Origin of the sequence: Salinisphaera sp. RV14, from assembly GCF_052044135.1 — a bacterium.
Lineage (GTDB): Bacteria > Pseudomonadota > Gammaproteobacteria > Nevskiales > Salinisphaeraceae > Salinisphaera.
This window is the reverse complement of the sequence record NZ_JBQDYF010000020.1, coordinates 1-13,648: the sequence shown is the minus strand read 5'-3', so window position 1 is coordinate 13,648 and position 13,648 is coordinate 1. Positions and strand designations below refer to the sequence as shown.

The following is a 13,648-nucleotide window of genomic DNA, read 5'->3' as shown; positions in this document are numbered from 1 at the left end:
CTCTGGACAAGGTCTTGAGCTTGAATGGGCGGCCGCGAATCATTCTATCCGCCTGACAACAAGCGCATAGTGCTTATGAATAACAGCACAACACCCGTTACCCTGCTTGCTTCGCTGGCACGCTTTGCGGTCATCCATAGCCATCATCCGTGTTGTGTTGCCAAACCCGAGGCGACTCCCGCCCCGCACCGAATTAGGTACGGACCATCGGCGCTGGACAAGTTATCTACCACTGCTCGACGCGTGTCGGGCCTGTTGTCACCTCATCACGATGGCGCCTTGCAGCAGCCCGCTTGCGAGTTCGTCAGCAGCAGCAGCCAATCGCCGACCGGGACCGCCTGTGAGGCCATGAATACACGCCGGCACAAACTCAATCTGTCTGCCAACGCACATACGATCGAGAGTCTTGGCTCGGCGGCCATGGAACGGAGAGGTTATGTGATGCGTCAGCGGATGGAGTCGCGCCTGGACATCCTCGCGATCGGGCTTGTCCCTCGCCGTTACAGCTGACCGTCTCGACCTCAGGTTTCAGCGACCCTATCCTTCTGAGTAGCCCTGGGATGGGTTCTACGCCGTTTCCGCGGACGGTTGAGAAAAGGTTAACGGATACTTCTGGTCCTCAGCCGCCATCCGTTTTCGGATACGCGGATTATGGAAGCGCTCGATGTAATCGAAGACATCAGTTCGAGCTTCGGCCAACGTCTGGTAACGGCGCCGGTTCACGCGCTCTCGCTTGAGCATGCCGAAGAAGCCTTCGGCCGCGGCATTGTCACCGCAGTGGCCGACCGCGCTCATGCTGCAGATCAGGTGGTGGCCGCGTAGAAAGCGTTGGTAGTCGTCGCTCGTAAATTGCGTACCGCGGACGCCCTTCTAAGAGTCAAGCGGTAATTTGTGCCTGATTGATTGCCTGATTGCGATCCCGCAGCAACCGATAGACCTCGCGGGCGATATAGCGCTTCAAGCATCGGATGGCTTCGAGCTTGGAGTGGCCTTCGGCGATGCGTTTGTCGACATAGACGCGTGTGCGCTCCTCGGTTCTTAGTCGTCCGATGGCGATGATATGCAAGGCGCTGTTGGCCGCCCGGTCGCCGCCGCGATTGAGCCGATGCCGATGCGTTTTGCCCGATGATGCGGGGATAGGACTCACGCCGCATAGGGCTGCGAAGCTCGCCTCAGAGCGGAGTCGTTCCGGATTGTCGCCGGCCGTGATCAGCAGCTGAGACGCGGAGTTGTAGCCGATCGCCCGGCGGGCGATCAGATCGGGCGCCAGTTCATCGACGAGCATCTTGATCATGGCATCGTAGTCGGCGATCTCGTCATCCAGCTCGATATACCGGCGGGCCAGTGATTTCAGCGTGATCCGGTAGGCTGTGGTGACGTCTCGGTAGCCCGTCAGATCGGGGCGCCAGGCGGCCAGCGTCCGGATCAGCCGCATCCGCGTCATGTGCCGTATCAACTCTCGCAGTTCGTCCGGCGCACTGACGATGTTCATCTGGATCATTTGAAGCGCCACACGGCGCGCTGAGATGGCTGTCTTGCGGCCCGTTCTGAGGACCCGTATAGACTCGATCATGCCATCGCGTGTCTTCGGCGTGACGGTGCGTATGCCGGCAAATGCCGCATGAGCAGCACTCTCGGCATCAATCGTATCGTTCTTGCCGCGCTTGCGCCGATCGGTCTTGTCGGGCGTCGTGACCTCGAGCACGTCGAGCCCGGCCTGGTTGAGATAACGGAGCAGACCGGCGCCATAGGAACCGGTCGATTCCACGCCAATACGCTCGACTGATCCGAACGTGCGCATCCAGCGCACCATCTGCTTGTAACCGTGCCGTGTGGCGGCAAAGAAGCCGCTGTCCAGCACGCGATCATGGGCATCGACCACGGCGGCCACATGCTGTTCCTTATGTGTATCGACGCCGCCTACAATAGGCTGGTCGTCCGTGACAGACTTGTTCATGGCGTGCTCCGGTTGAACGCGAAACGCAAGGACATGGCTTCACTTCAACCGGTCGCCTGGACAAGACAGTAACGGGACAGTGCTCAGGCCCTTCTCGGGTCACATGCGTCGGCGAGGCGAAGCCTCACCGCAAAGCATCCCCGGATGACCGACAGGTCCGTGGAAAGACACGACAGGTCGATCAGAGTGCGGGTCAGGTCATCCGGGGACCCTTACGGCATCCGATTGTCCAGAATCGGTCGATCGCTGTGCGAGTCAAGCCATCTGGAGAAATCGGATAGCTGTATTCTTACTATCCGAGTGCAACACGACCGGCTCGTCGTACGCCTCACGCTGCCAGAGCGCCATCAACACGGCCTTGAGTACGAGATCCCGGGTCTGGCGGGTGCTCATCGACCAGCCGACCACGGCCTTGTTATAGAGGTCGACGACGACGCACAGGTATAACCAGGCTTCGGCGGTACGAATATAGGTGATGTCGGTTACCCATTTCGTGTTGGGTTCCAGCGCGACGAAGTCGCGCTCGAGGTGGTTGCGGACATGAGCCGGACGAACGCCGGAAGGCTTGGCCCGACAACGCCGCCGTTGCGGGATGCCTTGCAGTCCCTGGATCGCCATGAGCCGGGCCACCCGATTGCGACTGACAGTCTCGCCTTCGAACTGCAGCGTTTCGGTGATCCGCGGGGCGCCGTACACACCGTCGCTGTCGCGATGCAGCGTGTGAATCTTCTCGGTCAGCCGGGCGTTGGCACGAGCCCGAGCACTGGGCGATCGGCTCGCCCAGGCATAAAAGCCACTGGTCGAGACTTTCAGGCAACGGCACATCAGCTGGACGGGATAATCAGAGCGACAACGTTGGATCGTCGCGTACCTCACGACGATTCCTTGGCGAAGTACGTTGCCGCGTCGCGCAAAAAATCGCGTTCCTTCTTGACCTGTGCGAGTTCGCGTTTAAGGCGGGCCAGCTCCTGATCACGCGGCGTGCCGGTGCCCTGAAAGCTCGGCTTCGGCGAGCGCCGGGTCTCGCGGCACCAACGGTTGAGCATCGTCGGGCTCAGTCCGAGATCGCGGGCGACCGTGCTCGCGCTGCTTGATGACGATCGCACCAGTTCGACGGCTTCGGCCTTGAATTCGGCGCTGTACTTCTTGCGTGGCATAAACACTCCTTGTTCGGCCCCATGATGAGCCTTCTTTGAAGTGCCCGCATTAACGGGGGAGAACCCGTCACCTTCTGTTTGCGTTGAGGCGACAACTACGTTGACTGATAGGGACCCGCAAGGGTTATGTGCATCGCATTTTTTAGTTTCACGGCGCGCCGCTTCGATACCGCGAGTGGAATACACCATGGGAGGCGGCTCAGTGCCTACGGTTTAAGTGGCGCGTACCCGCCAGCCAGGCGAGTCAGTACGCCGATGAGTTGCGGGCCGTCCTTTGAAACTGAACACACAGCAACGAACGAACCTAATCTACTGCTGGGCCGCCGGCGTCTTCACTTTTTTACTGATGATTTCTTTGCGAACATCCGACTGAAACTTTTGTTTCTTATTCAATTCATAAATAAATAGAATCATAACGATACCGGATACGATTATAAAAAACGCCGAAATGCAAACAAAAAACCCGCTAGTTTTCGAACATTGCAAATTATGCCAGTAGACCCAAGCGACAGTCACTGTGAACCAAACTGGAATAAAGAGCAGAACAAAGTATGCCGGGAAGCGATTAGCGACTAATTTTCTGGCGAGATTTTTTTGTGTAACCCCGTCTTTTTTTGCAGAGTCCTCATCAGTTACCCATCTCGCAACAACCTTCCTGATATAGCCGACACTTTTCTCAGATTCGTCATAGACCTTTGACCACGCGCCAATGATACCAGTAATACGCTCCTTATTGCTTTTGATTTCTTTAAATATTCTATTTTTATTTTTATTTTCATATCCGGCACCAGTTAAATCCAGATCCTTGTAATGGTCCGCTATAATGCCGGCGCGTAATTCCACTTCTTCCATGCATTGGTAAAAATACCGAACCGCTGGAATTTCACCTCCCCATAGAGCTAAGCGCAGCGGTCCTTGGAGACTGGGATATACCAAATGATTTTCGCGCGCAATTAAAAGCGTTTCGTAGTTCCGCGTCTTATTTTTATTTTTCTCGACCCATTGATCCAAGTGCTCCGCTGCTAATTGGGCACCGAGCCAGCGCCCATCAATGTCCGCCTTTAATAACCTGACGCAATGATATCGAGATAGGCTATATGTAAAAATATTTTGAAGGAGCCACAAGACGATACCTCCTAGCAGGATCGCTTGTAGCCGCTCCCCGTTTCCTCCTGGCGACGATCTTTCGCAATCGCATGCCGAATACGTAGCTACAAAAAATAGAACGAGTAAGCCGGCGAATATGGCTAACGTATATACATAGCTTCGCCATGCAATCAGTCTTTTAACCCAATGAAATTTTTTATTTTTTTCGATTGCATTCATGGATTACACCCTAGTCTTAGTAACTATACTCGGGCCAAACCAGCTAGAAATGTATCAGGCAAATGGACAGACAGAGAAGATAGGAAAGATTTCTCTGTAAAACTATACTGCTCAAACTTCTCGGCTCTTAACCTTGCGGATTGCTATGCTTCGTGTCTCAAGCGAGGCAATGGAACTTGTCCTCGATAGCTCGATAGCTCGATAGCGAATAAATGGGTCTATCTTCGAGTTATTACTGAACTGGACCCCATCCGTTGGACAGCCCGCAGGAATTTCTAAGTGATGACCTGCCGGGTTAGTCCGCCTGCGGTAGCGGCTGTCTGTTGAAGTACACCTGATCGGGCGTGGCCCGATCAAGACTCTGGTGATGGCGCTCGGCATTGTAGAAGGCGAAGTAGTCGGCCAGACCGGCCCGCGCGTCGCGCCCGCTGTCATAGGCCTTCAGATAGACCTCTTCATACTTCACGCTACGCCAGAGCCGCTCGATAAAGACGTTGTCCATCCAGCGCCCGCGACCATCCATGCTGATGGCGATCTCATGGTCTTGGAGGACGCCGGTGAAGGCTGTGCCGGTGAACTGGCTGCCTTGATCCGTATTGAAAATCTCAGGTGGCCCATAGCGCGCCAGGGCGCGCTGTAGCGCATCGACGCAGAAGCTGTCGTCGAGCGTGTTCGAGACCTGCCAGGCCAGGACCTTGCGCGAGTACCAGTCCATGACGGCGACGAGATATAAAAAGCCTCGAGCCATCGACAAGTACGTGATGTCGCTCGTCCAGACCTGATTCGGCCGGTCGATGGCGAGTCCGCGCAGGCGATACGGATAAATGCGGTGCCCGGGCGCCGGTTGTGACAAGCGCGGCTTCGGATACAGGGCCGTGATGCCCATCGTTCGCATCAGGCGCTGTATGCGCTTTCGATTGATCGCCAGGCCGTCTTCTTCGGCCAGTGCATCCGCGATGCGTCGGCTGCCCAGAAAAGGCCGCTCAAGATGCAGCGCGTCGATGCGCTGCATCAGTGTGTGATCCGCGCCGGAGATCGATCGACGCCGATCATAGACGGTCGAACGGGCGACGCCGAGTATCGCGCATTGGCGTGTGACGGGGAGATCATGGCCGCGATCGATCATGGCCCGCCGCGCTTCGGGTCGAAGCGCGCGAGCCCGCGCTCCAAAAAATCGTTCTCCATCGACAACTCGCCGATCTTGGCGTGCAAGGCGTCGATCTGAGCCTGACTGTCCGAGGCCGACGGGCCCTTATCGAACGTGTCGGACGCGCCTTCGACCAGCTGGCGCTTCCACTGCGTGATCTGGTTCGGATGCACATCAAACTGCTGGGCCAGCTCGGCGAGCGTCCGATCGCCTTGAACGGCAGCCAGTGCCACCTTGGCCTTGAAGGCCGATGAGTGATTGCGGCGTTTGCGTCGCATAAATGCTCCTTGGCCCTGTCCGGCCATTGTGGAGCAGATCATCACTTAGCGCTCTGTCCGAATTCCGGGGTCCAGCTCAAACTGAAGTGGACCCCGTGAGCTGGACAGCCCACAGCGATTTTTAAGTGGCAAGCTGCCTGGTTCATGCGGCTTGTGGAAGCCGCGCTGCGTTGAAGTAGACCTGATCGGGCGTCCGTCGCTCAAGCGATTGATGTTTTCGCTTGGCATTGTAGAAACCGAAGTACACGCGAAGCCCGGCACGCGCCTGGCGAGCGTTGTCGTAGGCCTTGAGATAGACCTCCTCGTATTTCACGCTACGCCACAGCCGTTCGATGAACACGTTGTCCATCCAGCGCCCGCGTCCGTCCATGCTGATCTGGATACCCTCGCGCTTGAGCACACCCGTGAACGCGATGCCGGTAAACTGGCTGCCTTGATCCGTGTTGAATATGTCAGGCGTGCCATAAGCCGCGATGGCGGCTTCAAGCGCTTCAATACAGAAGTCATCGTCCATCGTGTTGGCCACACGCCACGACAAGACCTTGCGGGAATGCCAGTCCATAATGGCCACCAGATACAAAAAGCCGCGCGCCATCGGTAAATACGTGATGTCGGCGCACCAGACCTGGTTCGGCCGGTCGATCATCCGATCGCGTAGCAGATACGGGTAGATTCGGTGCCCGGGCGCCGGCTTGGTCGTACGCGGCTTCGGGTACAGGGCCGCCAGCCCCATAATCCGCATCAGACGCTGGACGCGCTTGCGATTGACGATCAGGCCCTCGTCCGCCAGTGCATCGCCGATGCGGCGGCTGCCGAGGAACGGCCATTCCAGATGAATGGCATCGATGCGCTTCATCAGTTCGTCATCGACATTGTTTACGGCCTCGGCACGGTAGTAGACCGTTGACCGGGCGATATCGAGCAGCTGGCACTGCCGCACGATCGGCAGCGCATGATCGGCGGCGATCATGACCCGCCGCGCTTGCCGGGGAAGCGCGCGAGCCCGCGTTCTAAAAAATCGCGTTCCATGCTCAGCTCGCCGATCTTGGCGTGCAGCTCGGTGATCTGGGCCTGCGAATCGGCTTGGGAGGCGCCCTTGTCGAACGTGCCGGTGGCGCCCTCGATCAGCTGGCGCTTCCACTGGGTGATTTGATTCGGGTGTACGTCGTACTGCTGCGCCAGCTCGGCCAGCGTGCCCTCGTCACGCACGGCGGCCAGCGCCACCTTGGCCTTGAACGCCGCCGAATGATTCCTGCGTTTACGTCGCATAAATGCTCCTTGAGCCGATGGCTCTTGCGAAGCAGCTTGCCACTTATCGCACTGTCCAGAAATCAGGGGCCAGTTCAAACACCCGGCGCGCATTAGACACCGAACATCGCCCGTTATAACGGCGGCAAAGCGTCTCCGGTGCAGCGCGGGCGGCTGCCTCCTGGCAATCAATTGCAATTGCGACTCGTTCGTGTTTACATGCTTCTGCCATATCCATGGGAACCGGGCATGCCCCCCCTCAAGCCTTGTTTAACCGCCGTACTGGCCGGACTCTTTCTGGTTGCCACATCGACCGCGTCGTTGGCCAGCCCGACACCGCCCGATGTCGTTATCCAGTCGGATCATTTTCAGCCGGCGACGCTATCGATTGCAGCGGGCAAGCGCGTCAAGGTGGTGGTTGCCAATCGGAGCAATCGCCCGGCGGAATTCGAAGGCAGCGATTTCACGGTCGAAAAAGTCATCCCCTCCGGTACGACGTTACCGGTCTATATCGGGCCGCTGAAGGCCGGCACCTATCATTTCTTCAACGATTTCTCGCCGTCGGTCAAAGGTACGCTGACGGTCAAATGACCGCGATCCGGAGTTGTCCATGCTTGCCACCGCAATCATCGTGTTCCGTGAAGTTCTTGAGGCCGCCCTCGTCGTCTCTATCGTGATGGCTGCCACCAAAGGCGTGGACGGGCGCTCACGCTATGTCTCGGCAGGCATCGCCCTCGGCGTGCTCGGTTCGATACTGGTTGCAGCGTTCGCCGGTACGATCGCCTCGGCGCTCTCCGGCCGCGGACAGGAATTGCTTAACGCGACGATCCTGCTGACCGCGGTCGCGATGCTGGGCTGGCACAACATCTGGATGAGCCAGCATGGCAGGGAACTGGCGGCGCGCATGAAAGCGGCCGGTCACGATGTCGCCAGCGGTCGCAAGCCGCTGTACGCGCTGCTCGTGGTGGTGATGATGGCGGTGCTGCGCGAAGGCTCGGAGGTCGCGCTGTTCAGCTACGGCATTCTGGCCAGCGGCGCGCGGGCGGCCTCGATGGCGATCGGCGGCGCCGGCGGCCTCGCACTCGGCGTACTCGTCGGTTGCCTGCTGTACTACGGATTGTTGCGCATTCCGATGGGCCATCTGTTCCGTGTGACCGGCTGGATGATCCTGCTGCTGGCGGCCGGTCTGGCCGCTCAGGCTGCCGGCCTGCTCAGCCAGGTCGGCCTGTTGCCCACGCTGGGCAGCAATCTGTGGGACACCTCGTGGTTGCTGAACCAGCATTCCATGATGGGCAACCTGCTGCATGTATTGATCGGCTATACCGAACGCCCTTCCGGCATTCAGATCCTGTTCTATCTGGCAGCGCTGATGGGCATCGGTAGCGGCATGCGCTGGGTTAACCGTCCGGCGCCGGCCAAGCGCAACCGCGCCCCCGTCTGACAGTCTGACCGCAACGGTTTTCGCCGATGAACACGACAGATCAATCGCCCCGCCAGCGACTTTCCGAGATCGCGGTCCGCGTGCAGGAACCGGGGCGCCGGCCCCGCCTACAGACGCCGCGCAGCGGCTGGGCCTATCGCATCGAACAGTGGGTCGCGCCACGCCGGCACTGGCTGGACTGGATCCACGTGAGTATGTTCTTCGGGTTTGCTGTGCTCACGGTGGTCCCACTATTCCTGCCGGTGCCGATCAGCCGTAGTCAGCATTTCTGGAACAACTTCTCGTCGTTCGCGAACTTCGTGATCTGGGGGCTGTGGTTCCCCCTGGTCTTCGTGTCCGTGATCTTCACCGGGCGCAGCTGGTGCGGTGTGCTCTGTCCGCTCGGCGCGGCCTCGGAGTGGGCCAACCGCGTTGGGCTGAAACGTCCGACGCCGCGCTGGATACGCTGGCGCGGTACCCCGATCGTCAGTTTCGTGATCATCACCATCCTCGCGCAAACCGTCGGCGCCCGGGACTATGCCACCGGCATTGCCGAGGTTTTCGGTTTGACGTTCGCGGCGGCGGCGGTGCTCGGCTTCGTCTATGGTCCCGGCCGGAGCACCCGGATCTGGTGCCGGCACATGTGCCCGATCGGTCTGATGCTCGGCGTATTCTCGCGCATCGGTGCAGTCCAGTTCCTACCCAAACAACCCAAGCCCGGCGGCGACACTTATACCGAAAAAGGCATTTGCCCGACCAATATCGATATCAACCGCAAGCGCGAGTCGCGGCACTGCATCGAGTGTTTTCGTTGTGTCCATCCCGAGGCCCGCGGCGGGCTGCGGCTGGCTTTTCGCAAGCCCGGCCGCGAGGTCGCGCAGATCCGCGATCACAATCCCAACGCCGCCGAGATCTGGTTCCTTTTTCTGGCCACGGGCCTCGCGCTGGGCGGCTTTTTGTGGATCGTACTGCCCCAGTACGGGGCACTGCGCAACATCATCGGAACCTGGGCGATCAACCACGGCTGGTACTGGATCGGGAACTCCGGGCCCAGCTGGCTGATGGTAGTTCATCCGGCGGCGCATGAAACCTTCGTCTGGCTCGATTTCTTCATGATCTGCGGCTTCATGCTCACTTGCGCCGCCGTGTTGACGGTCTCCCTGACGATAACCACTGCCATAGCGAGCTGGCTGGCGGGACGCCTCGGCGGCGATCTGAACGGGCGTGCGCGGTTTGTCGAACTCGCTTATGCCTACATGCCCGTGGCCATGATTTCTCTGGTCATCGGCCTCGGCGGCAAGCTGTTCGCCGCGCTGGCCGAAGCCGGCATTTCGAGCGCTGCCGTCGAATCAATCAAGATCACTCTGTTCGCGCTCAGCGTGGTCTGGAGCCTGGCGCTCGGCCGCCGGCTTCTGGCCCGGCAAGGACTGTCCGGCCTGCGCTGCCTCGCGGCCGGGTTGCCGACGGCGGCCGGGATCGGCCTGATCGGCCTGGCCTGGAGCCCCGCATTGTTCGGCCTCACCTTCTGAGGGCGTGTTTTTTTTCGCAGCCGCTCATGAGCGATTCGTATTCACCCGGGTTAAAACGAGAGATCAACGATGAAACATCCAATCCTGGGCTCGGTCATGGCCGGGCTCGCAGCCGCCACGATCGCTGTCCCGGCGTGGGCGAGCTCCGAGCATTCGCTGGGCAAACCGTTGCAGCAGAACGGCCTGATCATTCACCCGGTCTATCTGCAAGCAGTCGAGATGGCGCCGGCTATGCCGGGTGTCAATGACAATGCCGATGTCCATGTGGAACTGGATGTTCACGCCGACAAATCGAACCCGTACGGCTTTTCCCCGGGCGCCTGGATTCCGGCGCTGACGGTCAGCTACGAGATCGTCAAGAAAGGCTCCGATTGGTCGACGTTCGGCACACTGATGACGATGACTGCCAGCGACGGACCGCACTACGGCGCCAACGTCAAACTCGACGGGCCCGGCCGATACACCGCACGCTTCAAAATCGAGCCGCCGCCGTATCAGGGTTTTCTGCGTCACACCACGAAAGACACCGGCGTACCGCCGTGGTGGTCACCGTTCGAGCACGCCTGGAGCTTCACCTACACCGGAGTCGGCAAGAAAGGCGGCTATTGACGCTGCGGATACGAATGCCCGAGCAAGTCGCTTGTGGCCACGCCGGCCGTGGCGTGGCCGAACCAGGACTCATCAGGAAAGCCGCCTAGCTTCTTTCGCGTACACCAGATTTGACAGTAACTCCATTTTCACTGCAACAACCCGCCATGGCTTTCTTCAATATCAGTTGACCACGCCAGCATCAACGTTAAAGTCAGTTGAAGGTCAACCGAAGGAAAAGCAATGTTCACGATAGCGGACGCAGCGCGGCAAGCCGGATGTCCGGCTTCCACGATCCGGTATTACGAGCGAGTGGGATTGTTGCCGCCCGCGCAACGTGGCGACAACGGCTATCGCTACTACCAGTCGACCGATATCGAGCGCCTGTCATTCGTTAATCGTGCGCGCGAACTGGGGTTCTCCATTGCGTCGGTCGTCGACTTGCTCCGCCTAGCAGACCACCCGCAGCAGCCTTGTGAAGCTGTGGATACGCTGCTCGCGAATCAGCTTGAATCGGTGGCAAACCGTATCCGGCAGCTGTGTGAGCTCGAAGCCCGGCTGCGACGCCTGCAAGCAGCCTGTGGCGGTCATCAGCAGATGCAGGATTGCGGCATTCTCTCCGCGCTGTCGGAATCCGAAAGTCACGACGGAGGTGCGGTTTGAATCCGCTGATCACGTTCGCGCTATTCGTGCTGGCGGCGGCCGCCGAGCTGTTATCGGGGGCAACTCATGGCACGAAAATCGTGCGCTAAGTGTCCGCGCCAGCAGCAGAACGACGGAACGGGCGCTGCCCGCGATATTGTACGCATGGTGATCTGGGTATCTATCTGTCCACGACCAGTCGATGGTGCCCATCTACCCATGATTGGAACCTTGGTCGTCAGCGGCGCCAAGCCAACTTCGCCTCACGTCGACAGCGTTCTGCAAGGATGCGCCGGCGCCTGGAGTTGCTGAGCTTGCGCCACTGACGAATTTCGGTTGCCGTGCGCAGACACCCGACACACAGGTCGGTCTTGCGGTCGAGCTTGCAGATGTCGATGCACGGTGAATCGACGGCCACGCTTCATACCGCCGCAGATTTAGATTCGGGCGCGGCTGCCGTCTTGGTTTTCTCCGGTGCTGGCAGGAGTCGAGCCGAGTTGAGGATGAAGATCAGCTCCGAGACGACATGGATCGCCGCCGCGAGCAACGGGTCGAGGAACCCAAAGGCCGCCAGCGCAATGCCGAGCGCGTCCACCCCGATGGTGCCCACAAAGTTCTGCCAGATGATGCCGCGCGTGCGCCGGGCCACAGCGAGCGTCTTGACGAAGCGTTCGAGATCGTTGCCCAACAGCACCACGTCAGCACTTTCCTGCGCCACGTCGGTGCCTGATCCCATGGCGATGCCGACATCGGCCTGGGCCAGGGCCGGAGCATCATTGACCCCGTCGCCGACCATGGCGATCTTGTGCTTGCCGCCGACCAGTGCCTGAATACGCGCCAGCTTGTCCTCGGGCAGCAATTGCGCCTCGATATCTTGAATGCCGAGCGCCTTGCCCACGGCATCCGCCACCCGACGAGCGTCTCCGGTCAGCAGCACCACCCGGATACCCATTCGGTGCAAGGCTTCGACCGCACGTTGGGCTTCGGGCCGCACAGTATCCGCGATCTCTATGGCGCCCAAGAAGTGGCCGTCGCGGGCAACCAGGGCTTCCGAGCCGGCCTCGCTGTCCTGTTCAAACGTGCTCGGCACGTCGATCCCATGATCCACCATCCAGGCGCGGTTGCCGACCAGGACCGTGGCCTCGCCGACCTGGGTCGAGATGCCACGCCCGGGGGTGTAATCAAAGCGCGTCGGTTCGACCGCCGGGCGGTTCTGGCGTTGGGCGTGCGCGACGATGGCTTTGCCGAGCGGATGCTCGGAGCGCAACTCGGCGGCCGCGGCGGCATCGAGAAGCTCTTCGCGGGTGATGCCGGGGACCGGTACGACGTGCTGCACTTCGGGTCGGCCGAAGGTCAGCGTACCGGTCTTGTCGAGCACGACCGTATCGACCTGGCCCAGGGTTTCCAGATGTACACCGCCTTTGACAATCGCGCCTAATCGCGCTGACCGGCCGATCGCGCCGAGGATGGCCAGCGGCGTGCCGGCGGCAATACCGCAAGCGCCGGCGACGATGATCACCGAGATCGTGGAATAGATATCGCGCGTGATCAGGAAGGTCAGGACAGCCGCACCGAGCGCGAAATACACCAGGTAGCCGGCCAGACGATCTGCCAAGCGCTGGACCGGCGCCCGGGATTGCTCGGCCCGTTCGACCGCCTCGATGATCTTGCCGTAACTCGTATCCCGGCCGATCCGCTCGGCGGCGATCTCCAGCGCGCCGGACTGGTTGATGGAGCCGGCGAAGACCGGCGCGCCCGCGGTCTTTTCCACCGGCATGGATTCGCCGGTGATACGGGATTCGTCGACGAACGAATGCCCCGAAAGCACCACGCCATCGACGGGCAGCCGACCACCGGGCGCGACCAGGACCACGTCACCCACCGCCAATTCCTGCGCCGCGACGGATCGAATCGCACCGGCCCGGCGAATCGACACTTCGTCGGGCAGAAACTCGAGCAGATCGCGGATCGCCTTGCGGCCGCGGCCGACGGTCAAGCCTTCCAGCACTTCGGCGACCAGCACGAACAAGGTGATGACCAAGGCAGTAAAGAATTCGCCAATCGCAGCCGCCGCCGCGATCGCGATCGTCATCGACAGCTCCATGGTCATACGCCGCGCGATGACGTTCTCGAACGCCTCCTTGAGAATCGGCCAGCCGCCGATCAGCAGGCCGACGACGCCGATGAGGCTAATCGCTGAAACCGGCTCCCAGACGCGAAACCACACGAGTACCGACGCCAGCGCCACCAGGCCGATGCGCAATGCCTCAGGCCACTCGAACGGATGGTCGTGATCATGCCCATGCCCATGCCCATGCCCATGCCCATGCCCATGCCCATGCCCATGCCCATGCCC

12 protein-coding genes and 2 pseudogenes are annotated in these 13,648 nt (G+C 60.1%); 6 read left to right on the top strand and 8 right to left on the bottom strand.

The window, feature by feature from the left end:
• Positions 1 to 75: 75 nt before the first annotated feature.
• A complete protein-coding gene (locus ACS8Y6_RS15505) occupies positions 76 to 510 on the top strand; it encodes a hypothetical protein (RefSeq protein WP_440850624.1) in 435 nt (144 codons plus the stop codon).
• A gap of 57 nt (positions 511 to 567) precedes the next feature.
• Here the strand turns inward: ACS8Y6_RS15505 and ACS8Y6_RS15500 are convergent.
• From ACS8Y6_RS15500 to ACS8Y6_RS15475, 6 genes and pseudogenes are all read right to left on the bottom strand, one after another.
• A pseudogene (locus ACS8Y6_RS15500) lies at positions 568 to 861 on the bottom strand (IS3 family transposase); the annotation flags it as partial.
• 16 nt (positions 862 to 877) lie between these two features.
• A complete protein-coding gene (locus ACS8Y6_RS15495) occupies positions 878 to 1,957 on the bottom strand; it encodes an IS110 family transposase (RefSeq protein ID WP_440850623.1) in 1,080 nt (359 codons plus the stop codon).
• Positions 1,958 to 2,251: 294 nt separating this feature from the next.
• A pseudogene (locus tag ACS8Y6_RS15490) lies at positions 2,252 to 3,114 on the bottom strand (IS3 family transposase); the annotation flags it as partial.
• Between the two features lie 309 nt (positions 3,115 to 3,423).
• Positions 3,424 to 4,440 carry a hypothetical protein gene (locus tag ACS8Y6_RS15485; RefSeq protein WP_440850622.1) on the bottom strand — a complete coding sequence of 339 codons (1,017 nt, stop codon included), beginning with the start codon at positions 4,438 to 4,440 and terminating at the stop codon, positions 3,424 to 3,426.
• A 295-nt stretch (positions 4,441 to 4,735) separates the two neighbouring features.
• A protein-coding gene (locus ACS8Y6_RS15480) for an IS3 family transposase (protein ID WP_440850662.1) occupies positions 4,736 to 5,892 on the bottom strand; the annotation gives its coding sequence in 2 pieces (ribosomal slippage) (positions 4,736 to 5,604 and positions 5,604 to 5,892; 1,158 coding nt in all).
• Between the two features lie 115 nt (positions 5,893 to 6,007).
• Positions 6,008 to 7,134, bottom strand: a protein-coding gene (locus ACS8Y6_RS15475) for an IS3 family transposase (RefSeq protein ID WP_415752846.1) whose coding sequence is annotated in 2 segments (ribosomal slippage) — positions 6,008 to 6,885 and positions 6,885 to 7,134 — 1,128 coding nt in all. Because the reading frame shifts where the segments join, the coding sequence is not laid out codon by codon here.
• A 138-nt stretch (positions 7,135 to 7,272) separates the two neighbouring features.
• Between ACS8Y6_RS15475 and ACS8Y6_RS15470 the strand changes: the two genes are divergently transcribed.
• The 5 genes from ACS8Y6_RS15470 to ACS8Y6_RS15450 all read left to right on the top strand — a co-directional run bounded on the left by ACS8Y6_RS15470 (position 7,273) and on the right by ACS8Y6_RS15450 (position 11,313).
• Positions 7,273 to 7,704: a cupredoxin domain-containing protein gene (locus tag ACS8Y6_RS15470; protein WP_440855963.1), complete on the top strand. Its 432-nt coding sequence runs from the start codon at positions 7,273 to 7,275 to the stop codon at positions 7,702 to 7,704.
• A 19-nt stretch (positions 7,705 to 7,723) separates the two neighbouring features.
• Positions 7,724 to 8,554 carry an FTR1 family iron permease gene (locus ACS8Y6_RS15465; RefSeq protein ID WP_440851581.1) on the top strand — a complete coding sequence of 277 codons (831 nt, stop codon included), beginning with the start codon at positions 7,724 to 7,726 and terminating at the stop codon, positions 8,552 to 8,554.
• 26 nt (positions 8,555 to 8,580) lie between these two features.
• Positions 8,581 to 10,062 (top strand): 4Fe-4S binding protein, encoded by a 1,482-nt coding sequence (locus ACS8Y6_RS15460; protein WP_440851582.1) that lies wholly within the window; start codon positions 8,581 to 8,583, stop codon positions 10,060 to 10,062.
• 69 nt (positions 10,063 to 10,131) lie between these two features.
• Positions 10,132 to 10,671 carry an iron transporter gene (locus ACS8Y6_RS15455; protein ID WP_440851583.1) on the top strand — a complete coding sequence of 180 codons (540 nt, stop codon included), beginning with the start codon at positions 10,132 to 10,134 and terminating at the stop codon, positions 10,669 to 10,671.
• 222 nt (positions 10,672 to 10,893) lie between these two features.
• Positions 10,894 to 11,313, top strand: a complete 420-nt coding sequence (locus ACS8Y6_RS15450) for a MerR family transcriptional regulator (RefSeq protein ID WP_440851584.1) — start codon at positions 10,894 to 10,896, stop codon at positions 11,311 to 11,313.
• Positions 11,314 to 11,530: 217 nt separating this feature from the next.
• On the opposite strand, the gene ACS8Y6_RS15445 is transcribed toward ACS8Y6_RS15450, so the two are convergent.
• Entirely contained in the window at positions 11,531 to 11,710 is a 180-nt protein-coding gene (locus tag ACS8Y6_RS15445) for a DUF1289 domain-containing protein (protein ID WP_440851585.1), read from the bottom strand.
• A gap of 3 nt (positions 11,711 to 11,713) precedes the next feature.
• The coding region (locus tag ACS8Y6_RS15440) for a heavy metal translocating P-type ATPase (protein ID WP_440855962.1) at positions 11,714 to 13,648 on the bottom strand (1,935 nt) is incomplete at its 5' end.

Bases quoted from the DNA above. Each gene is read 5' to 3' on its own strand.
- ACS8Y6_RS15505 (WP_440850624.1), top strand. From the start codon at position 76: ATGAATAACAGCACAACACCCGTTACCCTGCTTGCTTCGCTGGCACGC.
- ACS8Y6_RS15485 (WP_440850622.1), bottom strand. From the start codon at position 4,440: ATGAATGCAATCGAAAAAAATAAAAAATTTCATTGGGTTAAAAGACTG.
- ACS8Y6_RS15450 (WP_440851584.1), top strand. From the start codon at position 10,894: ATGTTCACGATAGCGGACGCAGCGCGGCAAGCCGGATGTCCGGCTTCC.
- ACS8Y6_RS15460 (WP_440851582.1), top strand. From the start codon at position 8,581: ATGAACACGACAGATCAATCGCCCCGCCAGCGACTTTCCGAGATCGCG.
- ACS8Y6_RS15455 (WP_440851583.1), top strand. From the start codon at position 10,132: ATGAAACATCCAATCCTGGGCTCGGTCATGGCCGGGCTCGCAGCCGCC.
- ACS8Y6_RS15465 (WP_440851581.1), top strand. From the start codon at position 7,724: ATGCTTGCCACCGCAATCATCGTGTTCCGTGAAGTTCTTGAGGCCGCC.
- ACS8Y6_RS15495 (WP_440850623.1), bottom strand. From the start codon at position 1,957: ATGAACAAGTCTGTCACGGACGACCAGCCTATTGTAGGCGGCGTCGAT.